This is a genomic window from Paraburkholderia hayleyella (assembly GCF_009455685.1).
Classification (GTDB): domain Bacteria; phylum Pseudomonadota; class Gammaproteobacteria; order Burkholderiales; family Burkholderiaceae; genus Paraburkholderia; species Paraburkholderia hayleyella.
Genome location: NZ_QPES01000002.1, coordinates 177,474 through 198,747 on the forward strand (window position 1 = coordinate 177,474; position 21,274 = coordinate 198,747).

General features: G+C 59.3%; 22 protein-coding genes. 17 read left to right on the plus strand and 5 right to left on the minus strand.

Annotation, left to right across the window (positions count from 1 at the left end; translation table 11 throughout):
• Positions 1-15 precede the first annotated feature (15 nt).
• Genes GH657_RS15175 through GH657_RS15195 form a run of 5 tightly spaced genes read right to left on the minus strand, consistent with a single transcriptional unit; the run spans position 16 to position 5,524 of the window.
• Positions 16-1,017: an oligopeptide/dipeptide ABC transporter ATP-binding protein gene (locus tag GH657_RS15175; RefSeq protein WP_153101887.1), complete on the minus strand. Its 1,002-nt coding sequence runs from the start codon at positions 1,015-1,017 to the stop codon at positions 16-18.
• Positions 1,014-2,027, minus strand: a complete 1,014-nt coding sequence (locus tag GH657_RS15180; protein WP_153101888.1) for an ABC transporter ATP-binding protein — start codon at positions 2,025-2,027, stop codon at positions 1,014-1,016. Before GH657_RS15180 ends, GH657_RS15175 begins: the two co-directional genes overlap by 4 nt.
• A 1-nt stretch (position 2,028) precedes the next feature.
• Positions 2,029-2,949, minus strand: a complete 921-nt coding sequence (locus GH657_RS15185) for an ABC transporter permease (RefSeq protein WP_153101889.1) — start codon at positions 2,947-2,949, stop codon at positions 2,029-2,031.
• A 2-nt stretch (positions 2,950-2,951) separates the two neighbouring features.
• Positions 2,952-3,890: an ABC transporter permease subunit gene (locus tag GH657_RS15190; RefSeq protein ID WP_153101890.1), complete on the minus strand. Its 939-nt coding sequence runs from the start codon at positions 3,888-3,890 to the stop codon at positions 2,952-2,954.
• A 17-nt stretch (positions 3,891-3,907) separates the two neighbouring features.
• Positions 3,908-5,524 carry a peptide ABC transporter substrate-binding protein gene (locus GH657_RS15195; protein ID WP_153101891.1) on the minus strand — a complete coding sequence of 539 codons (1,617 nt, stop codon included), beginning with the start codon at positions 5,522-5,524 and terminating at the stop codon, positions 3,908-3,910.
• 344 nt (positions 5,525-5,868) lie between these two features.
• Between GH657_RS15195 and GH657_RS15200 the strand changes: the two genes are divergently transcribed.
• From GH657_RS15200 to ccmI, 17 genes are all read left to right on the plus strand, one after another.
• Positions 5,869-6,189, plus strand: a complete 321-nt coding sequence (locus tag GH657_RS15200) for a hypothetical protein (protein ID WP_153101892.1) — start codon at positions 5,869-5,871, stop codon at positions 6,187-6,189.
• Between the two features lie 94 nt (positions 6,190-6,283).
• Positions 6,284-7,819 carry a peptide MFS transporter gene (locus tag GH657_RS15205; protein WP_174769993.1) on the plus strand — a complete coding sequence of 512 codons (1,536 nt, stop codon included), beginning with the start codon at positions 6,284-6,286 and terminating at the stop codon, positions 7,817-7,819.
• Positions 7,820-8,074: 255 nt separating this feature from the next.
• Positions 8,075-8,518: an HU family DNA-binding protein gene (locus tag GH657_RS15210; protein ID WP_153101893.1), complete on the plus strand. Its 444-nt coding sequence runs from the start codon at positions 8,075-8,077 to the stop codon at positions 8,516-8,518.
• A gap of 284 nt (positions 8,519-8,802) precedes the next feature.
• Positions 8,803-8,952, plus strand: coding sequence for a periplasmic nitrate reductase, NapE protein (gene napE, locus GH657_RS15215; protein ID WP_153101894.1), 150 nt, complete (start codon positions 8,803-8,805; stop codon positions 8,950-8,952).
• A gap of 59 nt (positions 8,953-9,011) precedes the next feature.
• Positions 9,012-9,374 (plus strand): chaperone NapD, encoded by a 363-nt coding sequence (locus GH657_RS15220; RefSeq protein WP_153101895.1) that lies wholly within the window; start codon positions 9,012-9,014, stop codon positions 9,372-9,374.
• Complete coding sequence (gene napA, locus GH657_RS15225; RefSeq protein WP_153101896.1) at positions 9,346-11,829, plus strand: periplasmic nitrate reductase subunit alpha; 2,484 nt, start codon at positions 9,346-9,348, stop codon at positions 11,827-11,829. The genes GH657_RS15220 and napA overlap by 29 nt, the downstream gene beginning before the upstream one ends.
• Positions 11,830-11,838: 9 nt before the next feature.
• Entirely contained in the window at positions 11,839-12,330 is a 492-nt protein-coding gene (locus GH657_RS15230) for a nitrate reductase cytochrome c-type subunit (protein WP_153101897.1), read from the plus strand.
• An 8-nt stretch (positions 12,331-12,338) separates the two neighbouring features.
• A complete protein-coding gene (locus GH657_RS15235; protein WP_153101898.1) occupies positions 12,339-12,956 on the plus strand; it encodes a NapC/NirT family cytochrome c in 618 nt (205 codons plus the stop codon).
• A gap of 16 nt (positions 12,957-12,972) precedes the next feature.
• Positions 12,973-13,644 (plus strand): cytochrome c biogenesis heme-transporting ATPase CcmA, encoded by a 672-nt coding sequence (gene ccmA, locus GH657_RS15240; RefSeq protein ID WP_153101899.1) that lies wholly within the window; start codon positions 12,973-12,975, stop codon positions 13,642-13,644.
• Between the two features lie 20 nt (positions 13,645-13,664).
• On the plus strand, positions 13,665-14,333 hold the full coding sequence (gene ccmB, locus GH657_RS15245) for a heme exporter protein CcmB (RefSeq protein WP_153101900.1): 669 nt from the start codon (positions 13,665-13,667) through the stop codon (positions 14,331-14,333).
• Positions 14,334-14,338: 5 nt separating this feature from the next.
• Complete coding sequence (ccmC, locus tag GH657_RS15250; protein WP_153101901.1) at positions 14,339-15,082, plus strand: heme ABC transporter permease CcmC; 744 nt, start codon at positions 14,339-14,341, stop codon at positions 15,080-15,082.
• Positions 15,079-15,249, plus strand: a complete 171-nt coding sequence (locus GH657_RS15255) for a hypothetical protein (RefSeq protein WP_153101902.1) — start codon at positions 15,079-15,081, stop codon at positions 15,247-15,249. The genes ccmC and GH657_RS15255 overlap by 4 nt, the downstream gene beginning before the upstream one ends.
• Complete coding sequence (gene ccmE / locus GH657_RS15260; protein ID WP_153101903.1) at positions 15,239-15,733, plus strand: cytochrome c maturation protein CcmE; 495 nt, start codon at positions 15,239-15,241, stop codon at positions 15,731-15,733. The genes GH657_RS15255 and ccmE overlap by 11 nt, the downstream gene beginning before the upstream one ends.
• On the plus strand, positions 15,730-17,724 hold the full coding sequence (locus GH657_RS15265; protein WP_153101904.1) for a heme lyase CcmF/NrfE family subunit: 1,995 nt from the start codon (positions 15,730-15,732) through the stop codon (positions 17,722-17,724). The genes ccmE and GH657_RS15265 overlap by 4 nt, the downstream gene beginning before the upstream one ends.
• Positions 17,721-18,281, plus strand: coding sequence for a DsbE family thiol:disulfide interchange protein (locus GH657_RS15270; RefSeq protein ID WP_153101905.1), 561 nt, complete (start codon positions 17,721-17,723; stop codon positions 18,279-18,281). Before GH657_RS15265 ends, GH657_RS15270 begins: the two co-directional genes overlap by 4 nt.
• Positions 18,253-18,810: a cytochrome c-type biogenesis protein gene (locus GH657_RS15275; protein ID WP_246174181.1), complete on the plus strand. Its 558-nt coding sequence runs from the start codon at positions 18,253-18,255 to the stop codon at positions 18,808-18,810. Before GH657_RS15270 ends, GH657_RS15275 begins: the two co-directional genes overlap by 29 nt.
• The gene (ccmI, locus tag GH657_RS15280) at positions 18,807-20,090 is read left to right on the plus strand and encodes a c-type cytochrome biogenesis protein CcmI (RefSeq protein ID WP_153101906.1); all 1,284 of its coding nucleotides are present in this window, start codon (positions 18,807-18,809) and stop codon (positions 20,088-20,090) included. The genes GH657_RS15275 and ccmI overlap by 4 nt, the downstream gene beginning before the upstream one ends.
• Positions 20,091-21,274 lie beyond the last annotated feature (1,184 nt).

Here is a 21,274-nt window from a genome sequence, read left to right on the forward strand (position 1 = left end):
TTGTGATGCAAGACGCTAGCGTGTGTCTTTCTCCGCGCGCAGGCATGCGACCTGGTGGGTCGCATGGACGCCATGGCTGACGAGAGGAGGGAGTGCACTCGCGCAGGCGGGGAGGGCCTCCGGACAGCGCGTGCGAAACGCGCAGCCCGATGGCGGATGAAGAGGCGAGGGGATATCGCCGCTTAACAAAACATGTGCGCGGTTGCGTTCGAGTGCCGGGTCTGGCACTGGGGCGGCAGCGAGCAAGGCCCGTGTGTAGGGGTGGCGCGGTGTGGCGTAGACCTCATGGCGTGTACCGAACTCCATGACCCGGCCGAGGTACATCACCAGCACACGCTGGCTGATCGCTTTCACCACAGCGAGATCATGGGCGACAAAAAGGAGCGAGAGCGAGCGTTCGCGTTGCAGATCCCGCAGCAAGTTGACGATCTGCGCCTGGATCGAAACGTCGAGTGCCGAGACCGGCTCATCGCAAATCACCAGTTTGGGCTCGTTGATTAATGCGCGTGCGATGCCGACACGCTGGCACTGGCCGCCGGAGAATTCATGCGGATAGCGGCGCAGATGCTGTGCGCTGAGGCCGACGCGCTCAAGCATGGTTTGCACGCGGGCGCGGATTTCGCTGCGCGCGAGTTCGGGCTGATGCGTGCGCAAAGGCTCCGCGATGATCTGTTCAATCGTCATGCGGGGATCGAGTGAGGCGAGCGGGTCCTGAAAAATCATCTGCACGTCGCGTCGTAACCGCCGTGTATCGCGTTGTGCGCCCAGCACGGTTTCCTGCCCGAGCCAGCGCACACTGCCCTGGTTGACGGGCGTGAGGCCGATGATGGCACGTGCCAGCGTGGATTTGCCGCAGCCGGATTCGCCGACGAGACCGACGGTTTCGCCTTGGCGGATATCCAGCGAAACCCCATTCACTGCACGCAACGTGGTGCTGGCAGACCATGGCAGGCCGCCCTGGCGGATCTTGAACTGCACATGAAGATCGTTGACCGAGAGCAAAGTGGGAGCGTTCATGCGAGGCTCTCCTGGAGTGCGTCCGGTAGGCGATGGCATGCGCGCAGCGTCGTTGACAGGGTAGTGATAGTGGGCTGTGCGATGAATGCGGCAAGTGCCGGGCGCGTTGCATGGCAATGTGCCGTGGCGTAGGCACAGCGTGGCGCGAAGGCGCAGCCTGGGCCGGCCTCGCCTGGCAAGGGAGGATTGCCGGGAATCGTGCGCAAGGGCGTATCGTCGTCGGGGTCGCTCAGGCGCGGCAGGGCATTGAGCAAACCCATCGTGTAGGGATGCGTGGGTCGGGCGAAGAGCGTTTTTGCCTGCGCTTGCTCGACGGTCTGTCCGGCATACATCACCATGACCTCGTCACACAGGCCCGCCACGACACCCATATCGTGCGTGATCAGAATGATCGCGGTGCCGCAGGTGCGGTTCAGTTCGCGGAGCAGTTCGATGATCTGTGCCTGAACGGTGACGTCGAGCGCGGTGGTCGGTTCATCGGCGATCAGAATGTCGGGCTTCGAGAGCAGTGCCATCGCAATCATCACGCGCTGGCGCATGCCGCCGGAAAATTCATGCGGATAGTGGCCAATGCGTTGCGTGGCATCCGGAATGCGTACCTGAGTGAGCGCTTCAATGGCCCGGCGCCGCGCTTCGCTGCGCGAGATTGCGGCATGCAACTGCAAGGCTTCAGTCATTTGCCGTTCGATTGTCAGGAACGGGTTGAGCGACGTCATCGGATCCTGAAACACCATGCCAATCCGGTTGCCACGAATGCGGTTGAGGGCGGCTTCGTTCAGCGTCAGCAGGTTTTGTCCAGCGTAGCGTGCTGTGCCGGAAGCTTCGCCATTGGCCGCAAGTAGCCCGAGCAGCGCCATCACGGTCTGGCTTTTGCCCGAGCCCGATTCACCGACAATGCCTAACGTCTGGCCGGGCTCCAGCGTAAACGACACACGCTGCACGGCTTCGACGCTTGCGCCTTCGCGGCGGCTAAAGCGCACGCTGAGGTCTCTCACTTCGAGTAAGGGCATCTCAATGGTCCTTGGGATCGAAGGCATCGCGCAAGCCATCGCCGATAAAATTCACGCAGTAAAGCGTCAGGCACAGCATGAGCGCTGGGCAGAGCAGCAGCCAGGGCATGGATTCCAGTTTTTGCGCGCCATCCTGGATCAGCACGCCCCAGCTTGTCATCGGCTCCTGTACGCCCAGACCAAGAAACGACAGCACGGATTCAGTCAGCACGATGGCCGGGACGGTCACGGTGGCGTAGACCACCACCACACCGATCAGGTTGGGCACGATATGGCGCGCGATGATCGTGCGTGACGTGACACCTGTGGCGCGTGCGGCATCGACGAATTCGCGCGAACGCAATGACAGGGTCTGGCCACGTACCACTCGCGCCATGTCGAGCCATGAGAAAGCGCTAATCGTCAGGACCACAAGAAAAAAAGCACGGCCGAACAGCGTCATCATCAGGATCGCAATCAGCATGTAGGGGATCGCGTACATCATGTCCACGATGCGCATCATCACGGCGTCCACACGGCCACCCAGATAACCCGCCGTTGCGCCGTAGGCCATGCCGATGCCCCCCGAAACCAGGGTGCCGAGCAAGCCGACTTCGAGCGACACGCGTCCGCCTGCCAGCGTGCGGGCCAGCAGATCACGGCCCAGTTCATCGGTGCCGAACCAGTGCCCGTTCTGCCAGGTGGGGGCGAGACTGAGCGCGGTCCAATCGTTTTCCAGCAGATCATGTGGCAGAAACCATGGGCCGATGAAGCAGGCCAGCACGATGCCTGTGAGCAGCACGAGGCTAATGCGGGCCGCGCGGTTGCGCACGAGGCGCCTACACGCGATGGCAAATGGGCTGCGCGCGTGCGTCGGGGCGGCGGGTGTGCCCGGAATGCCAGGCGTGGCCGCGGCCGCGGAAGAGGGGAGCCAGCGAGACATGATTAGTACCGGATGCGCGGATCGAGCCAGGCGTAGGCGAGGTCGACCAGCAGGTTGAAAAGTACCGCGACGACAGTGCTGAGCACCACCAGGCCGAGGACCAGCGTGTAATCACGGTTGATCGCGCCATTCACCACGAGTTGTCCCAGCCCGGGTAGCGCGAAGACCGATTCGGTGACGACCGCTGCGGTGATCGACGAGATACACACCGAGCCCAGCAGCGATACCACTGGCATGAGCGCGGGTTTAAGTGCATGGCGCAAGACGATCGTATGGCCGGGGAGGCCTTTGGCACGCGCCGTGCGAATGAAGTGGCTGGAGAGCACTTCGATCATGCTGCCGCGCATGACGCGTGCTATCGCAGCCATGTTGATGAGCGTGAGTAGCACGATGGGCAGAACACGGTAGCGCCATTCCCCTTCACCCCAGCCACCCGCGGGCAGCCAGCCGTGACCGTCGCGGGTTTTCAGCAGGATGGCAAAGAGCCATACCAGCAACGGGCCGAGCACAAACGGCGGAACGACGTTACCGAGATTGCCGAACAGCATCACGGCATGGTCCAGCCTGCTGTCGCGGCGCACGGCGGACAAGGTGCCGAGTGTGACGCCCAGCAATAACGCGAGCGGCACGGACAGGCCACCGATACCGAGGCTCACCGGCAACGCTCTCCAGACCAGATCGTTGACGGACCAGTCGGCGTAGCGAAACGACGCGCCCAGATCGCCATGCAGCAGCGCGCTGAGGTAATGCAAGTACTGCTGCCAGAGCGGCTCGTCGAGGTGATATTTCGCGTTGAGGTTGGCCAGTACCGCTGCCGACAACTGCTTTTCGGAATCGAACGGCCCCCCCGGGGTGAGATGCAGTAGCAGATAGCAGGCGGTGATGACGGCGAGAATCGTTGGGATCGCCCACAACGCGCGGCGCAAGGTATAGGCCAGCATGACGGATGCTCCTGCGCTTAGTGCCGGGTCAGATACATGTCTTGCGACGCGCGCTGGTCGAGATGATTCGATGTCATGTAGCCGCCCACGTAAGGTTTGACCAGACGCACAGCGGAGTACTGGAACAGCGGGATCAGCGGATAGTCGTTCATGGCCATGTTGTGCGCCTGGGTGAGCAGCGCCGTGCGGCGTGTCTCGTCAAGCTGCTGGTTGGCCTGGACCACCAGCGCGTCCACCTTCGGGTTGCAATAATGCTGATCGTTTTGCACGCTGCCGCAGCGGATCAGGTCGAAGTAGGACATCGCATCGTTGTAGTCGACGAACCAGCCATCGCGCGACATCTGCAGCTTGCCGTCATGCCGCTCCTTGAGCAGTACCTTGTATTCGACGTTTTCCATCTTGGCGTTCACGCCTAGCTGGGTGCGCCATGCAGAGGTGACGAACAGGGCGACCTTCTTGTGCATGTCGTTGGTGTTGTACGTGAGCGTGAATTCAAGGGGCTTCGTGCTGGAGTAGCCTGCTTCGCCCAGCAGCTGGCGCGCGTAAGCCACGCGTTTGGCCATCGGCCAGGTGGCCCATTCAGGCTGGTACACAGCCGCGCCTTCGGTGCCTTGGGAGATCAGGCCATACATGGGCAGCTCGCCGCTGGCGGTCAGCCTGGCGGTGAGCAGGTCGCGGTCGATCACGAGCGAGAGCGCCTCGCGGACCCGTTTGTCACGGAATACGGGGTCGAGATTATTCAGGCTGTAGTAATAGGTGGCGATCTGCAGGCCCGTTTTGAGTTCGTTGCCGAAGGTTTTCTGGGCTTGGGCATAGATGCCCGATGGGATGGTGTAGGTGTAATCGAACTGGCCTGCCTGATACATACGCATCGCGGTTTCGTCGCTCTCGACCGGTAGGTACGTGACTTTGGTCACGACCACTTTGCTGGCGTTCCAGTATTTATCGTTTTTCACGGCGACGAGGCGGTTGCCCGGCTGCCAGTCGGTCAGCGTATAAGCACCGTTGCTGACGCAGTTGCCCGGACGTGTCCACATGCTGCCGGATTTCGTCACCACGGCGCGATTCACGGGGGCCATGGTTGCCATGGCCGTGAGCTGCGGGAAAAAAGAGGCGGGTACAGCGGTTGTCACTTCCAGCGTGTACGGATCGAGGGCACGTACCGCGAGGCGCTCGGGGCTGGCTTTGCCCGCAATGATGTCTTTGCCATGCTTCACGAATTCGACGAGCACGGTGTACTTCGAGCGGGTTGCCGGATCGACCACACGTTGCCACGCATAAACAAAATCTGCCGCGGTGACGTTTTGTCCATTGCTCCAGCGCGCATCGCGGCGCAATTTGAAGATCCATGTATCCGGTGCGGTGCGCGTCCAGGAAAGCGCCACACCAGGCACGACATGACCGGCGGCATCGAGACGCGTCAATCCTTCAAAAAGATCGAGCCCGATGGTGTTGCCGGTCCAGGATTCGATATGGGCGGGATCGAGCGATTCGACTTCGCCGGGCACCTGGCGGGTGAGATCCTGATGGCTGGCCAGGATGACACCGGGCGGCACGACCACGGCATAAACAGTGAGTTGAAATAGCAGGGCGAAAGCGCTCAGCGCCGTCGCGCAGACGAACTTGATCTTCATCGTTGGGGATCGTGAAAAGAGTGAAGGGGAAGAATCAGAGCCTGGAGGGGCTCGGGCTAATCAATGAGCATGTGATTAGTCCAGGGCGTGGCCTGGCACCTGCCTTGAGCAGAAGCAAAAAACAGATGCGGTAACCGGTATGGCGCGATTGCGCTGTTGCATGGCGCGATTGCGCTGTTATATGAATTCGCCATATGCGTTGTCTCCTGCCTGAGTTACCTATTATCTCTGTAAGCAGTACGGGGAATTAATCCTGTACTGATTAAAATTTTGCAGAACATAACAGGACTTATCCTGCGCGTCAAAAATATTTAATTAACTATGCAGAAAGAATGTTATGTCTGATGAAGTTTATTTTAAGCAGATATTTTTTATTTCGTTTGACATATCTGGATATCGTATCTGGCTGCCTGCAAGCAGGAAACTGTGTGGTAGCGATGCTGTTTGAAAATATAGGCATCCATTTCATTGGATGTTCTGTTTTAAATTACTGTTTCATTTCCTATGGCTTTCCCGGGCTATTTCTATTTGATTTTCATTGCGCTGGCGGCATGGTCTGGCGAATTGCGGGAACGGCTTTTACTTTCAGCCTTTTCTATTCGTTAATTAAGCGCCGGGAACAGGCTGGATTGCTATATCATGGGCGCCGTTTCAATGGAGCCTGATCGGGCTCGTCCCTTACATTTCTAGTGGTCTGTACGCAAGGTTGCGCGCTCCCTGCGCTGTCACCCGCGTATGAACAAGATGCATATGAGGTCCATGATGAGCACACCGGTATCCCAGACACGTTCATTTGCGACGGTCTTTCTGATCGAGATGTGGGAGCGTTTTGGTTACTACGGGATGGCAGCGCTGCTTGTCCTGTTCATGATCGACCGCTTTGATTTTACCGATAGCCACGCCAATCTCACCTGGGGGGCATTTGCCGCGCTGGTTTATGCCTCGCCTTCAATTGGCGGCTGGATTGGCGACCGAATTCTCGGCACGCGACGCACGATGATTATTGGCGCCGGTGTCTTGGCGGCGGGTTATCTGATGCTGGCGCTGCCTAACGAGCATTTGAATCACATGTATGCCTCGCTTGGCGTGATCGTGGTCGGCAATGGTCTTTTCAAGGCGAATGCGGCCAATCTGGTGCGCCGCATTTACGACGGCGATGACAGGCGGATCGACAGCGCCTTCACCATCTATTACATGGCAGTCAACATCGGGTCGATGGCCTCCATGCTGGCGACACCCTGGATCAAGGATCACTGGGGCTGGCATGCGGCCTTTGCCGTCTGCTGTGGCGGCATGCTGTTAGCGATGCTGAACTATTTCCTGATGTTCCGTTCGATTGCGCATATCGGCTCGCCGCCGGATGCCGAACCCATTCACTGGACACGCTTGCTGACCGTGGTGGTGGGCGCCATCGTGCTGGCAGGGGCGACGATCTTCGTGTTGCAGCACAAGGCGATTGCCGTGGCCTGCGTGTATGCCGCGGGCGCGGCGATCCTGCTGATCTTTGGCTACATGCTGAGAAAATGCGAGCGTGCGGAACGGGCTGGGCTGCTGGCCGCACTCATTCTTACGCTGCAAGTCATTCTGTTTTTTGTGTTCTATCAGCAGATGTCCACGTCGCTGACGCTTTTTGCGTTACGCAATGTGGATCATCAGTTCTCGCTGTTTGGAACACCGTTGTTTGTCTGGAGCACCGCGCAGTTTCAGGCGCTCAACCCGATCTGGATCATGGTGCTCAGCCCTCTGCTGGCTGTGCTGTATTCGAAGCTGGCGCAGCACAAGCGTGATGTGTCGGTCGCGGCCAAGTATGCGATTGGCTTTGTCTGTGTGGCGGTCGGATTCTTTATTTACGCCCTGAGTGGACGCTATGCGGTGGATGGCAAGGTGTCGTCGTGGTTTATGGTCGGCGGCTACGGGTTGTATTCGCTGGGCGAGTTGCTGGTGAGTGGGCTCGGGCTGGCGATGATCGCGCGTTATGTGCCAGTCCGCATGAGCGGTTTCATGATGGGTGCGTATTTTGTGGCGACGGGCGTTTCGCAGTATCTGGGCAGCGTGGTGGCCAATTTTGCCCAGATGCCGTCCGGGGACCTGACCGCGGTGGAATCGCTGCCGCTTTATACCAGTCTGTTCATGGGCCTGGGCTGGCTAGCCCTGCTGGGTGCGGGCGTGGCCCTGCTGTTGCTGCCGCTGATGCGACGTTTGTCGCTGGCGCATGAACTGGCGGGTGATGCCGTGCGAGACGCACAACTTGCACTGGATGCGGGCGTAACGGTTGCACCCACATCGGCAAAATGAACCTGCCAGGTTGCCCTTTATGCCTATGCCGGGCACACGCTGTTTTCCAGCGCGTGAGGCGAGCATGATGCGGGCATGAGTGGCGCCTGGCGCGGCGTAAACCATTCAATACAGTCTGCCGCGCGCAACAAATGGTTCAGGCAACGCATAAATGATTCGCGCGAAATACCGGGGCACTTGTAGAATCCGGCGTTGAAACGCCCATATGCGATGGGCGTTTCGTGCATCCACGACCACACAACAGGTAGGAGAAACATGTCGACTTCCGCAAAAAAAGTGGCCAAAAAGGCTGCCGCTGCACCCGCTAAAAAAGTAGCCGCGAAGAAAGCGCCTGCTAAAAAAGTCGTTGCCAAAAAAGTAGCCGTCAAGGCAGTGGGCACGCCCACGCCGATCAAGGACACGTTCACCAAGGCATCGCTTGCCGCTCATGTTGCAGAGCGTGCCGAAGTTGAACTGAAGGCGGCGAAGGCCGTGCTGGCAGCACTTGAAGAGACAATTCTGGGTTCGGTGCACAAGAAGGGCGCGGGTGAATTCACGCTCTCCGGCTTGCTGAAGATCATCGTGCAGACAGTGCCCGCCAAGAAAAAGCGTTTTGGCAAAGATCCGTTCTCAGGTGAAGAGCGCTGGTTCCCGGCCAAACCCGCTAGCGTGCGGATCAAGGCGCGCCCGCTGAAAAAACTAAAAGACGCGGCGCTTTAAATCCCGTCGTAGCCTGTTATTCGGGCGTTCGGGTCTTATATTTGTCTTGTATTTGAAAAACCTCCTGCGTTTTATTGCGCAGGAGGTTTTTTTATGTTTTTGCGCATCCTGATATTACAATTGCATTTAATTCTTATTTGGGGTTTTGCGATAAGCGAAGGGTATGCAGCGCGCATTTGTCGCATGCTTTCTGTGGAAATTCTCCTTGACGAGAGTAAATGATTTCATTGAAAATCATTCGTAATTATTAACAATTGTCCCTGCCTTTCCGTGGAGCATGCTTTATGGCCGATGACTTACGTAAATCGGAAGAACTGCGCAGTTTTCTGTTTCTTACCGCAGTGATGGTGCCGGTACTTACTGTTCTAGTCATTGCTGGCTATGGCTTCGCCGTATGGTTTTATCAAATCCTGATTGGCGGTCCACCGAGCTAATTAAATATCAACAATCTGACTGGATCATTAAAGGCAGGTATTAATCTGAGGGTATTCATATGTCTGATCCCCAAGCGCGTGCTATTCCACTTTCATTTGTGCCGCGTAAATCCTATAAAGATGAAGTCGCTGGTGAATTACATATTGCCGGCATTGTAGTGCAGGCGCAGCCGGCATTTATCGAGGCAATTCGTCATGCTATCGGCCTGTTGCCAGGTGCTGAGGTCCATGCGGTGAGCGAGTTGGGCAAATTGGTGGTGACGCTTGAAGGACCAGGCGCGGTTAACGTGACCCAGCAAATTAACGCTATTCATGTACTGCCTGGAGTTTATTCGGTAGCGCTGGTTTATCAGCACAATGAAGATCTCGAATCGTTGAACAAGGAGTTAGCTGATGACGCTCACCCGTCGCGCGTTTATTAAGCAGACAGCCGCCGCCACGGCTGCTTCCGCTGCTGGCGTCGTATTGCCTGGCGCGTCCGCGCTTGCCGGGCCTGATGACATTACCTGGTCAAAGGCACCCTGCCGTTTTTGCGGTACAGGTTGCGGCGTGAGCGTGGGGGTGAAAGATGGCCAGGTGGTTGCCACCCAGGGGGATCAGAAATCGGAAGTGAACCGCGGCCTGAACTGCATCAAGGGTTACTTTCTGTCGAAGATCATGTATGGCCAGGATCGTCTGACCACGCCGCTGCTGCGGATGAAAGATGGCAAGTACGACAAAAATGGCGAGTTTGCACCTGTGTCCTGGGACCGTGCTTTCGACGAGATGGCGGGGCAGTTCAAGCGCGTGCTGAAAGCCAAAGGGCCGACTGCCGTTGGCATGTTCGGTTCGGGGCAGTGGACGGTCTGGGAAGGCTATGCCGCATCCAAATTGATGAAGGCCGGGTTTCGCAGCAACAATATCGATCCGAATGCACGGCACTGCATGGCATCGGCTGTAACAGGTTTTATGCGCACGTTCGGCATGGACGAGCCCATGGGCTGCTATGACGATATCGAGCAAGCGGATGCATTTGTGCTGTGGGGCTCCAACATGGCCGAGATGCACCCGGTGTTGTGGACCCGTGTGACTTCCCGCCGTTTGAGCGAGCCCAAAACCAAAGTGGTCGTGTTGTCGACATTCGAGCATCGTAGTTTCGAGCTGGCTGACCAGAAGCTGGTCTTCACCCCGCAGGCCGATCTGGCGATTCTCAACTACATCGCCAACTACATCATCAAGACAGGCCGGGTTAATCACGATTTCGTGAACAAGCACGCGATATTCAAGGAAGGTAATGCCGATATCGGTTACGGCTTGCGGCCTGAGCATCCGTTGCAAAAAGCGGCGAAAAACGCGGGTGATCCGAACGGCTCGAAGCCGATGACTTACGAGGCCTTTGCCAAGTTTGTCTCGAAGTATGACGCCGCGTATGTCAGCAAACTTTCCGGCGTCCCCAAGGCGCAGCTCGATCAGCTTGCCGAGTTGTATGCCGATCCGAAGATCAAGGTCATGTCGTTTTGGACCATGGGCTTCAACCAGCACACGCGGGGTACATGGGCCAATAACATGGCCTATAACCTGCATTTGCTCACGGGCAAGATTGCGACGCCGGGCAACAGTCCGTTTTCGCTGACTGGCCAGCCTTCCGCATGTGGTACCGCGCGCGAAGTCGGCACATTCTCGCATCGCTTGCCCGCCGATATGGTGGTGGCCAATCCCAAACACCGGGCCATAGCCGAGCGTATCTGGAAGCTGCCTCCCGGCACGATTCCCGAGAAGCCGGGTTATCACGCCGTGTTGCAAAACCGCATGCTGCGCGATGGCAAGCTCAACGCGTACTGGGTGCAGGTGAACAACAACATGCAGGCAGGCCCCAATATGAACGAGGAAGGCCTGCCGGGTTATCGCAATCCAGAAAACTTCATCGTGGTGTCCGATGCGTATCCCACGGTTACGGCGGTCGCGGCCGATCTGATCTTGCCTACGGCAATGTGGGTCGAAAAAGAAGGTGCTTATGGCAATGCCGAACGTCGCACACAGTTCTGGCATCAACTGGTGAAAGCGCCTGGCGAGGCACGCTCCGATTTGTGGCAACTGATGGAGTTTTCGAAGCGCTTCAAGGTGGAGGAAGTCTGGCCTGCCGATCTGCTGGCAAAAAAACCGGAATACAAGGGCAAAACGCTCTACGACGTGTTGTATCGCAACGGGCAGGTCGACAAGTTTTCGCTCAAGGACGTGGATAGCCGTTATGACAATGATGAGGCCAAGGCATTTGGCTTCTACCCCCAAAAGGGCTTGTTCGAGGAATACGCCACTTTTGGCCGGGGTCATGGCCACGACCTGGCGCCGTTCGACGATTACCACAAGGCGCATGGTTTGCGCTGGCCTGTCGTGAATGGCAAGGAGACGCTCTGGCGTTACCGCGAAGGTACCGATCCTTATGTCAAAGCGGGTACGGGCTGGCAGTTTTACGGCAATACGGATGGCCGTGCCGTGATTTACGCACTGCCCTACGAGGCAGCTGCCGAAGCGCCTGACAAGGAATATCCGTTCTGGCTCTCAACGGGACGCGTGCTTGAACACTGGCATTCGGGCTCGATGACGCGACGCGTGCCCGAGTTGTACCGGGCTTTCCCGAACGCGGTGTGCTTCATGCATCCCGACGATGCAAAAGCGCTGGGTTTGCGCCGCGGCGTCGAGGTCAAGGTGGTCTCGCGGCGTGGTTATATCCGTACCCGCGTCGAAACACGCGGCCGTGACAAGCCACCGCGTGGCCTCGTGTTCGTGCCGTGGTTCGATTCGAGCCAGTTGATCAACAAGGTGACACTGGATGCAACGGATCCGATCTCGTTGCAGACGGATTTCAAAAAGTGCGCCGTTAAAATCGTTAAAGTTTAGGGGTACGTCATGCGGGTCTGGATTGTCCTCGCTGTCCTTTCGCTGTTGTCGCTTACTGTGCAGGCACAGCCGGTAGTTCCACCGGTGCCGTTCCACGATCCGTTACGCGGCACGACGCCGCTTAACGAAGAGGCGAAGCCGCCACTGATTGCACCGACTGAAAATCGTGACGTGATTCGTGGCCGCGCCTATGCGCAGCAGCCGCCTACCATTCCACACAAAATCGACGGTTATCAGCTCGACCGCAATGCGAACCGCTGTCTGGCCTGTCACGCGCGCAGCCGCGCAGCGGAGAGCGGTGCTGTGCCATTGGCCATTTCGCATTACACCGATCGTGATGGCCATACGCTTGGGCATCTTGCGCCGCGACGTTATTTCTGTACGCAGTGTCATGTGCCGCAGGCCGATGCCAAGCCGCTGGTCGGCAATACATTCACCGATGTGGCTGATATTCGTTTGCCAGCCAGTTCGCCGTCACAGAGTAAGCAGAAACAGAAATAGAGGTGTGCATGCGTGACCTGATCAAACGCTATTGGCGGACCATCAATCGTCCAAGTGCGTACTTCAGCCTGGGGTTTCTCACACTGGGCGGTTTTATTGCGGGTGTGGTGTTTTGGGGGGCGTTCAATACCGCGATGGAGCTGACCAATACCGAAGCCTTTTGTATCAGTTGCCATGAGATGCGCGACAACACCTATGCCGAACTGAAGAGCACGATTCACTTCAGCAATCGCAGTGGGGTGCATGCCAAGTGTTCCGATTGCCATGTGCCGCATAACTGGACTGACAAGATCGCGCGCAAGATGCAGGCGTCGAAAGAAGTCTGGGCCAAGGTGTTTGGCGTGGTGAATACGCGCGAGAAGTTCGAAGCGAAACGCCTCGATCTGGCCGAACATGAATGGGCTCGCTTCAAGGCGAATGATTCGCTTGAGTGCCGTAATTGCCACTCGTTCGACTACATGGATTTCAGCCGGCAAAGTCCGCGCGCTCAAGAGGCGCACCAGCGTTATCTGGGCACGGGCGAGAAAACCTGTATCGATTGCCATAAGGGCATTGCGCACCAGTTGCCGGATATGAAGCAGGCTCAGATGGATGAACTGGCGCGCCAGGCCAAGGTTCAGAAATGAGCGGGTGTGGGCAGCGATGCTGAAGGTTGAGCGTTTGGGGCTGGGGCGTGCTGGCCGGATGGTTATCAGCGATATCGGTTTTGAAGTTGCACCGGGTTGGGCCTTGCAGGTTCGGGGGCCTAACGGGAGCGGCAAGACCACGTTGTTGCGTATGCTGGCCGGCCTGCTTGCACCGAGCGTTGGCACCGTGCGCTGGAATGGAGAAGACACGCGCGTGTCACCTTCGCGCTGGCGTCGTGTGCTGAGCTATGTCGCGCATGCCAACGGCGTCAGCGACGATCTCACGGTGCAGGAAAACCTGGATTTTGCGGCCGCGCTTGACGGCGGCACTGCCCGTGCAGACACAGGCGCCACAGGCGCAAGCGGGCTGGAATGCGCGGATACCTTCGATGCGGGCGACATACTCGCGCATGCCGGGCTAGAACGTTGGCGCCACGCGCGCGCTGGGCAACTCTCGCAAGGCCAGCGGCGACGCATTGCGCTTGTGCGCCTCGTATTGCAGCGCAAACCCCTCTGGTTACTCGACGAACCGGCCACGGCGCTGGATCACACAGCCTCGCTGTGGTTTCATGAAGCGCTGGCGCGGCATCTGCAAGCGGGAGGCATGGTGGTGGCAGGCGTCCATCAGCCTCTGGCCATCGCCACCGAACGTACCCGTTACCTCGATCTGGCGCGGAGCACGCAGTGAGCCGCGCAGCAAGCCTTCCTGTGAGCGGGATCCTCACGCGCGTGGTGCGCCGTGAGTTGGCACTGAGCTGGCGCAGGCGCAGCGTGACGCTGGGCAGCCTGCTTTTTTTCGTCATCGCTGCCAGTCTTTTTCCTCTGGCGCTTGGACCCGATCCGCAACTGTTGCGCCTGATTGCTCCTGGTGTGCTATGGATGAGCGCGCTTTTTGCGGCGATGCTAGCGGCAGGTCATCTGTTTGGACAGGATTTTGCGAGCGGTGCGCTTGAGCAGATGCTGCTCTCGCCCCAGCCGTTGTCCGTCATCGTGCTGGGAAAAATTTTCGCGCACTGGATGGGTAGTGGGCTCGCGCTGGTTTTACTGACGCCGCTCGTCGCGCTGCAATACGGTCTCGATGGGCACAGTACCTGGCTTCTGATGGCCTCCCTGCTGCTGGGGACACCGTTACTCAGTTTGCTGGGCGCCATGGGTGCCGCGCTGACACTGGGCGTGCGCGGTGGCGGCGTGATGCTCGCGCTGCTGATCTTGCCGCTGTATGTGCCGGTGCTGATCTTCGGTGTTGCGGCGGCTGATTCCACCCGCGTCGCAGCCTGGTCGCAAGCCAATTTTTCATTGCTCGGCGCAGCGCTGTGTGTGGCTGTATGGCTTTGTCCATGGGCCACTGCAGCCGCATTGAGAATCGCCATGGAGTAACCCGGATGCCGCGCCTGAACTGGTTTTATTACGCGTCGCCACGTACTTTCGCACCACTTGCCGCACGGCTTGTGCCGTTCTTTGCCTGGGCGGCGCTGCTGCTGATGCTCGCCGGATTCATGCTGGGTTTTGTGCTGGCACCGGTCGATGCGCGTCAGGGCGAGGTGTATCGCATCATGTTCGTGCATGTGCCCGCAGCATGGATGTCAATGCTGATCTACCTTGTGATGGCGGGCTGGAGCGCGGTGAACCTCATCTTCAATGCGCGCCTTGCCGCCATGCTGGCCCGTGCGCTGGCCCCCACCGGGGCGCTCTTTACCGTTATCGCACTGGCTTCCGGCGCCTTGTGGGGCAAGCCGACATGGGGCGCATGGTGGGTCTGGGACGCGCGGCTCACGTCCGAGCTGATCCTGCTGTTTCTCTATATCGGTTTTCTGGCGCTACATGCCGCGATTGATGACCCTCGTCGTGCCGATCGTGCATGCGGCGTGCTCGCGCTGATCGGCGTGGTGAATATCCCGGTGATCTATTTTTCGGTGCAGTGGTGGTACACGTTGCACCAGGGGCCGTCGCTGAGTTTCGGCAGCGGTGTATCAATGAGTGCTTCGATGGCATGGGGCCTGGTGGTGATGACGCTGGGGTTCTGGTCCTATGCGCTGGCGGTGGTGCTCACGCGCGTTCGCACGCTGATCCGGCAGCGGGCGAACGATGCACCTTGGGAAGCTTTGCTGGAAGAGCGTGCCGCATGAATCACTGGATCGACTTGCCGCGCATGTTCGCGCAAAACCTCTATTTGTCTGTCGCCCTGTTCGGCACCTTTGCCCTGCTGGCGCTAGAAGCCTGGCTCGTGTGGCGCGCCAGCAAGCGTGGCGACGTGGCACCCGTTCATCAGGAGGCGCGCCACGATGCGTGCTAGATACCGGCGTCTGGCCTGGGTGATGGGGGGCGTGCTGACGCTGGGGCTTGTCTGTGCGCTGGTGCTCAATGCGTTTCGCGCCAACGTGACGTTCTTCGTTAGCCCAAGCCAGATTGCCGCGGGCAATTTATCGGCTGAACAACGTTTTCGTCTGGGCGGGATGGTCGAGGCGGGTTCCGTGCAGCGCAGCGCGGACGGGCTCACCGTGCGCTTTATCGTGACCGATACCGTCAAGGCTATTCCGGTGACGTATCAGGGCGTGCTGCCCGACTTGTTCCGCGAAGGCGCGGGAGTGGTGGCGCAGGGCCGGCTGGATGCCAACGGCGGTTTTCGTGCTGATGAAGTCCTGGCCAAACACGACGAAAAATACATGCCGCCTGAAGCGGCCGAAGCCGTGCGCCGCGCACGTAGCAGCGCGGCCAACGAAACGCGTGCACCCGCATTGGATGCGGCACGTCTCACTCATGAAGAACCCTCGAAATGATTCCCGAACTTGGCCATTTCGCGCTCATCGTGGCCCTGATGCTGGCGCTGACCAGCGCTGTCGTGCCACTCGTGGGCGCGCAACGCGGCATCGAAGGCTGGATGCGTCTCGCCTGGCCCGCGGCGCGCGGTCAGTTTGGTTTTATTGTGCTGGCGTTTGGCTGCCTCGCCTGGTCATTTCTGAATAACGATTTTTCGCTGGTTTATGTGGCGAGCAATTCCAGTTCGGCGTTGCCGGCGATCTATCGCTTCACTGCCGTGTGGGGCGGCCATGAAGGTTCGCTGTTGCTCTGGGTGACGTTGCTCGCGCTGTGGATGGTGGCCGTGAGCTGCCTGAGCCGGCAATTGCCGCAGGCGCTGGTGGCGAGAGTGCTGGCGGTGATGAGCTGGATTAGCTCAGGTTTCCTGCTCTTCCTGCTCTTCACGTCGAATCCGTTCACGCGTCTCATCCCGCCCGCGATGCAGGGGCGTGACCTGAACCCCCTTCTGCAAGACCCCGGCATGGTGATTCATCCGCCGATGCTGTACATGGGTTACGTTGGGTTTTCGGTAGCGTTTGCGTTTGCTCTCGCCGCGTTGCTCTCAGGGGAACTGAATGCGGCCTGGGCGCGCTGGTCGCGTCCGTGGACCACCGCCGCCTGGGTCTTTCTCACGCTCGGCATCATGCTGGGCAGCGGCTGGGCGTATTACGAACTGGGCTGGGGTGGCTGGTGGTTCTGGGACCCGGTCGAAAACGCTTCGTTCATGCCCTGGCTGGCGGGCACGGCATTGATTCATTCGCTCGCCGTCACTGAAAAACGCGGCAGCTTCCGCGCCTGGACAGCCCTGCTGGCGATCTGCACATTCTCGTTGAGCTTGCTCGGGACGTTCCTCGTGCGCTCGGGGGTGGTGACTTCGGTGCATGCCTTTGCCAGCGATCCGGCACGCGGCGTATTTATTCTTGCTTTCCTCGCGCTGGTTGTGGGCGGGTCGTTGCTGCTGTTTGCCTGGCGCGCGCCGCAGATTGGCCTCGGCGCCAGCTTTGAGCCGGTTTCGAAAGAAGCGCTGCTGCTTTCGAACAACGTGTTGCTGATGGTGGCACTGGCCGCCGTGCTGCTCGGCACGCTGTATCCGATGCTGCTGGACGCATTGGGGCTCGACAAGATTTCGGTGGGGCCACCGTATTTCGACAGCGTGTTCGTACCGCTGATGACGCCCGCCATTTTCCTCATGGGCGTGGCGCCCCTGGCGCGCTGGAAAGCCGCGCGTTTGCCGGAACTGGCGGTGCGCTTGCGCTGGGCGGCACTGGTCAGCGTACTCACTGCGCTTGTGCTGCCATTTTTGCTGGGTGAGTGGCACTCGCTCGTGAGCCTCGGGTTGTTGTTGGCACTGTGGACCTTCACCACGATTGCGGTGAGTGTGCGTGAGCGTCTGCGGCATGGCAGTGGCTCGTTTTTCGCCCAGTTGCGGCGTGTGCCGCGCTCGACTTACGGCATGTGGCTGGCGCATGCGGGCATTGGGGTGTTTATCGTTGGCGTGACGCTGGTCAAAGGCTATGAGTCCGAACGGGATGTGCCACTGCGTCCTGGCGAAAGTGCGGAGCTGGGGGGCTATCAGTTCCGTCTGGATGGCGTGCGCCGTGTGAGCGGGCCCAATTACGAAGCCCAGCGCGGCACGATTACCGTGAGCCGGGCGGGCCAGCGGATCGCCACGTTGCACCCTGAAAAACGTATCTTCCTCGTGCAAAAGATGCCGATGACCGAAGCCGCGATCGACCACGGCGTGCTGCGTGATTTGTATGTCGCCATGGGCGAGCCGATTGCAACGGGGGGATGGACGGTGCGGCTTCATATCAAGCCGTTCGTGCGCTGGATCTGGGCGGGTTGTCTGTTGATGGCGGCAGGCGGCCTGCTCGCCGCGAGTGATCGTCGCTATCGGCTACTGCCTGCGCGGCGCAAACCTGCCGCGCAGCAAAAGCCGGCTGCCGCAAATGCCGAAGGTACGGGGCGATGAAGCGTTTTTTGCTGCCGTTACTGGCTTTTGTCGTGCTGCTGGGTTTGCTGGCTGCCGGGCTTAAACACGATCCCCGCAAGCTGCCCTCCGCGTTGCTCGGACAGCCCGCGCCGAGCTTTGATCTCCCCCTTTTGCACGCGCCTGGGCAGCGTCTTGCCTCGGATACGTTACGCGGCCAGGTGTGGTTGCTGAACGTCTGGGCCTCATGGTGTACATCATGCCGCGAAGAACATCCGTTGCTGCTCGAGCTGGCGGCGCGTCACGTGGTGCCGGTCTATGGCCTGAACTACAAGGATGAAAGCGCGCCCGCGCTGCAATGGCTGGCGTTGGCGGGGGACCCCTATACCGCATCGTTGGTGGATCGCAATGGGCAAACCGGAATTGATTACGGCGTGTATGGCGTACCGGAAACCTTCGTCATCGACCGCGCGGGACGTGTGCGTTATCGCCATGCAGGGCCACTGACGCGGGCCACGCTGGACGAAGTGATCTTGCCGCTGGTGCGGCAGCTACAGGGTGAGGATGCGCATGTCACAGCGGCAGCGGTTGTTCATTAATGGGCCTGAGCGGCTGCGCAGGGGCGCATGGACGCTGATTCTACTGGCGCTAGTGCTGGCGCTGATGCTGGTATCAGGCAGGGCGCCCGGTGTTGCGCTGGGCGCCGTTCCAAACGTAACGCCTGAACCGTCAGCCGCGGTGGTGGAGGAACGGGTCCGGCACCTCGCGGAGCGCTTGCGCTGCCTTGTGTGCCAGAACCAGACACTGGCCGATTCGAATGCGGATCTGGCGGCCGATCTGCGTGAAAAAATCCGTGAGCAGGTCCGTCAAGGTGCGACTGACGTACAAATCGAAGCCTATATGGTGCAACGCTATGGCGATTTCGTTTTGTATCAGCCGCCGCTTAAACCTGCGACATGGATGCTCTGGTTCGGGCCGTTTATCGCGCTGGGCTTAGGGGCTTGCATCCTGTGGCGTGCGCTCAGGCGCCATCGCGCTGCTGTCGCGGCATTACCCACGCTCGACGACGACGCGCACCAGCGCGCCGCAAAGTTGCTTGAAACATTTGATCAGGATTCCCGCCGATGACGATTCTCTGGCTCGTGATGGGTGCGATGTTGCTGGTGGCGCTGGCATGCGTGATTCCGCCTTTGCTGCGGCCGGGTGTCAACGGACGCGGCGGCGCACGCGAGCCGCAACGCCGCGAGCTTGCAGTGGCACTGTATCGGGCGCAGCAGGCCGAGGCGGGGCAGGAATTGGCCAGCGGTCAGCTCTCGCCGCAGCAATACGCCGAGGTGGAACGTGAACTTGAGCAGCGTTTGCTGGATGAGGCCAAGGGTGCCGACGACGGGCATGACGCTGCTGTATCACGGGCCCGCAGCGCCAGCCCGCGCGCCGAGCTATGGCAGCGTGCGGGCATGGCGGCGTTGTTGCTGGCCTTGCTGCCATCCGCTGCGCTCTTGTTGTACCTGAAGCTGGGCAATCCCGTGGCGGCGCTTGTGCAAAGTGGAGAGGCAACGGATCAGGCGGAACGTCACGCTGATTCACCGGCTTCGCTGGATGCGATGGTGGCCCGTCTCGCCGCCCGGCTGGCGCGTCAGCCTGATGACGCACAAGGCTGGTCGATGCTGGCGCGCTCCTATATCGTGCTGGCTCGCCCGGATGATGCCGTGGTGGCCTATCAGCGCGCGCTGGCGTTGACGCCAGAAGACCCTGCGCTGCTCGCCGATTATGCCGACGCACTAGTGAGCGCGAATGGCGGGACATTCGATGAGTTCGCGGGAATGCAGATTCATGCGGCACTGGCGCTGGATCCTATGCAGCCGAAGGCCTTGGCTTTGGCGGGAGCGATGGCGCTGGAGCAGCGCGATTACCGCCAGGCGATCACTTTCTGGCAGCGCCTGGCGCAGGTGCCTGGTGTCCCGCCAGAGATGGCCGCTCAGGCGGGCCGGCAGATCGCAGAGATGCAAAGCCTGATGCACAAGGTTCCGGGCATGGCTTCCGTGCCTGCTACCGCGGTAAGCCCACGAGCGCTAGAAGTTCATGTGAGCTTGAGCCCAACGCTTGCCATGCAGGCAAAGCCGGATGACACGGTGTTTGTGGTGGCACGTGCGGTGGATGGACCACGCATGCCGCTGGCTGTGCAACGTCTGCGTCTTGCTGATTTGCCTGTCACGGTACGGCTTGATGATTCGATGGCGATGACCCCCGAATTGCGCCTGTCGGCGTTCGAGCGTGTGCAGGTCGAGGCGCATGTGTCGGCGAGTGGCGAGGCCCGGCCGAAAAAGGGCGATTTGCTGGGCCAGAGTGGGCCGCTTGCGATGGATAAAAAAATTATTGATGTTGTGGTTAATCAGAAGGTCAATTAATGGTTGATTTGGCTGGTTGATATTGCGTTAATAATATAAAGATGCAATTGTTGTTATTGCATTTTTTATGGATAAATTTAAGTTATATATATAGCGAAAGAATTGGCACATTGCTGGTTTTCATGGATTTAATATTCATTTTCCAGATCAGGGAAATTCAACCGGAATTGCGGAGAATGAATCTGAAGATGGAGTCTGTAATTGAAAACCATATGGGCATGACCCATGAAACTAGCGAGGTGTTGAGATGCGAATTAATAAAGCGGAAGGAAATCAGGCATTATGGGCCAAGAATGAGCAGGGCTCTGAGAAAACGACGGCTCAGATGCCTATTCCAAGGCTGCAAAATATACCGCATTCAGTGTATTCCCTGGGCGCAAAGCCCGACAATATGCCGCAGCAGAAGTTGAACCCGTCATTGGGAATGCAGTGCCCGTGTGTTCCAGGTGGCCCGGGTGCTCCAGGCGGTCCGGGTGCTCCAGGTGGTCCGAGTGCTCCAGGTGGTCCGGGCGCTTCAGTCGGTTCGGGTGCTCTAGGTGGTCCGGGCGCTTCAGTCGGTTCGGGTGCTCTAGGTGGTCCGGGCGCTTCAGTCGGTTCGGGTGCTCTAGGCGGTCCGGGTACTTCAGTCGGTTCGGGTGCTCTAGGCGGTCCGGGCACTTCAGTTGGTTCGGGTGCTCTAGGCGGTCCGGGCACTTCAGTCGGTTCGGGTGCTCTAGGCGGTCCGGGCGCTTCAGTCGGTTCGGGTGCTCTAGGCGGTCCGGGCACTTCAGTTGGTTCGGGTGCGCTAGGCGGTCCGGGCACTTCAGTCGGTTCGGGTGCGCTAGGCGGTCCGGGCACTTCAGTCGGTTCGGGTGCTCTAGGCGGTCCGGGCACTTCAGTCGGTTCGGGTGCTCTAGGCGGTCCGGGCGCTTCAGGCGGTCCGGGCACTTCAGGTGGTCCGGGCACTTCAGGTGGTCCGGGTGCTCCAGGCGGTCCGGGTGCTCCAGGTGGTCCCGGTACTGAAGTCGGTCCATGTGTTATAGACGAGTCGGGTGTTGCCAGTTCTTTAGTTCGCCCAAGTCCCGGTACTAAAGTTGATCCGTACGGGCCCATCAATTCAACCCATGCTCCATCCGTACAATCCATGCCCCATCCGTCTAAATCAGAACCTCTGCCGCTCCCAGAAGATTTATCAGGTGCAAAGC

What these genes read in the sequence shown, in the direction of transcription:
- GH657_RS15255 (WP_153101902.1), top strand. Translation starts at nt 15,079, where the DNA reads ATGAATCACTGGATCGACTTGCCGCGCATGTTCGCGCAAAACCTCTAT.
- napA (WP_153101896.1), top strand. Translation starts at nt 9,346, where the DNA reads ATGACGCTCACCCGTCGCGCGTTTATTAAGCAGACAGCCGCCGCCACG.
- GH657_RS15205 (WP_174769993.1), top strand. Translation starts at nt 6,284, where the DNA reads ATGATGAGCACACCGGTATCCCAGACACGTTCATTTGCGACGGTCTTT.
- ccmC (WP_153101901.1), top strand. Translation starts at nt 14,339, where the DNA reads ATGCCGCGCCTGAACTGGTTTTATTACGCGTCGCCACGTACTTTCGCA.
- napE (WP_153101894.1), top strand. Translation starts at nt 8,803, where the DNA reads ATGGCCGATGACTTACGTAAATCGGAAGAACTGCGCAGTTTTCTGTTT.
- GH657_RS15210 (WP_153101893.1), top strand. Translation starts at nt 8,075, where the DNA reads ATGTCGACTTCCGCAAAAAAAGTGGCCAAAAAGGCTGCCGCTGCACCC.
- ccmE (WP_153101903.1), top strand. Translation starts at nt 15,239, where the DNA reads ATGCGTGCTAGATACCGGCGTCTGGCCTGGGTGATGGGGGGCGTGCTG.
- GH657_RS15270 (WP_153101905.1), top strand. Translation starts at nt 17,721, where the DNA reads ATGAAGCGTTTTTTGCTGCCGTTACTGGCTTTTGTCGTGCTGCTGGGT.
- GH657_RS15275 (WP_246174181.1), top strand. Translation starts at nt 18,253, where the DNA reads ATGTCACAGCGGCAGCGGTTGTTCATTAATGGGCCTGAGCGGCTGCGC.
- GH657_RS15235 (WP_153101898.1), top strand. Translation starts at nt 12,339, where the DNA reads ATGCGTGACCTGATCAAACGCTATTGGCGGACCATCAATCGTCCAAGT.
- ccmI (WP_153101906.1), top strand. Translation starts at nt 18,807, where the DNA reads ATGACGATTCTCTGGCTCGTGATGGGTGCGATGTTGCTGGTGGCGCTG.
- GH657_RS15230 (WP_153101897.1), top strand. Translation starts at nt 11,839, where the DNA reads ATGCGGGTCTGGATTGTCCTCGCTGTCCTTTCGCTGTTGTCGCTTACT.
- GH657_RS15185 (WP_153101889.1), bottom strand. Translation starts at nt 2,949, where the DNA reads ATGTCTCGCTGGCTCCCCTCTTCCGCGGCCGCGGCCACGCCTGGCATT.
- GH657_RS15200 (WP_153101892.1), top strand. Translation starts at nt 5,869, where the DNA reads ATGAAGTTTATTTTAAGCAGATATTTTTTATTTCGTTTGACATATCTG.
- GH657_RS15175 (WP_153101887.1), bottom strand. Translation starts at nt 1,017, where the DNA reads ATGAACGCTCCCACTTTGCTCTCGGTCAACGATCTTCATGTGCAGTTC.
- GH657_RS15180 (WP_153101888.1), bottom strand. Translation starts at nt 2,027, where the DNA reads ATGCCCTTACTCGAAGTGAGAGACCTCAGCGTGCGCTTTAGCCGCCGC.
- GH657_RS15195 (WP_153101891.1), bottom strand. Translation starts at nt 5,524, where the DNA reads ATGAAGATCAAGTTCGTCTGCGCGACGGCGCTGAGCGCTTTCGCCCTG.
- ccmA (WP_153101899.1), top strand. Translation starts at nt 12,973, where the DNA reads ATGCTGAAGGTTGAGCGTTTGGGGCTGGGGCGTGCTGGCCGGATGGTT.
- GH657_RS15220 (WP_153101895.1), top strand. Translation starts at nt 9,012, where the DNA reads ATGTCTGATCCCCAAGCGCGTGCTATTCCACTTTCATTTGTGCCGCGT.
- GH657_RS15265 (WP_153101904.1), top strand. Translation starts at nt 15,730, where the DNA reads ATGATTCCCGAACTTGGCCATTTCGCGCTCATCGTGGCCCTGATGCTG.
- GH657_RS15190 (WP_153101890.1), bottom strand. Translation starts at nt 3,890, where the DNA reads ATGCTGGCCTATACCTTGCGCCGCGCGTTGTGGGCGATCCCAACGATT.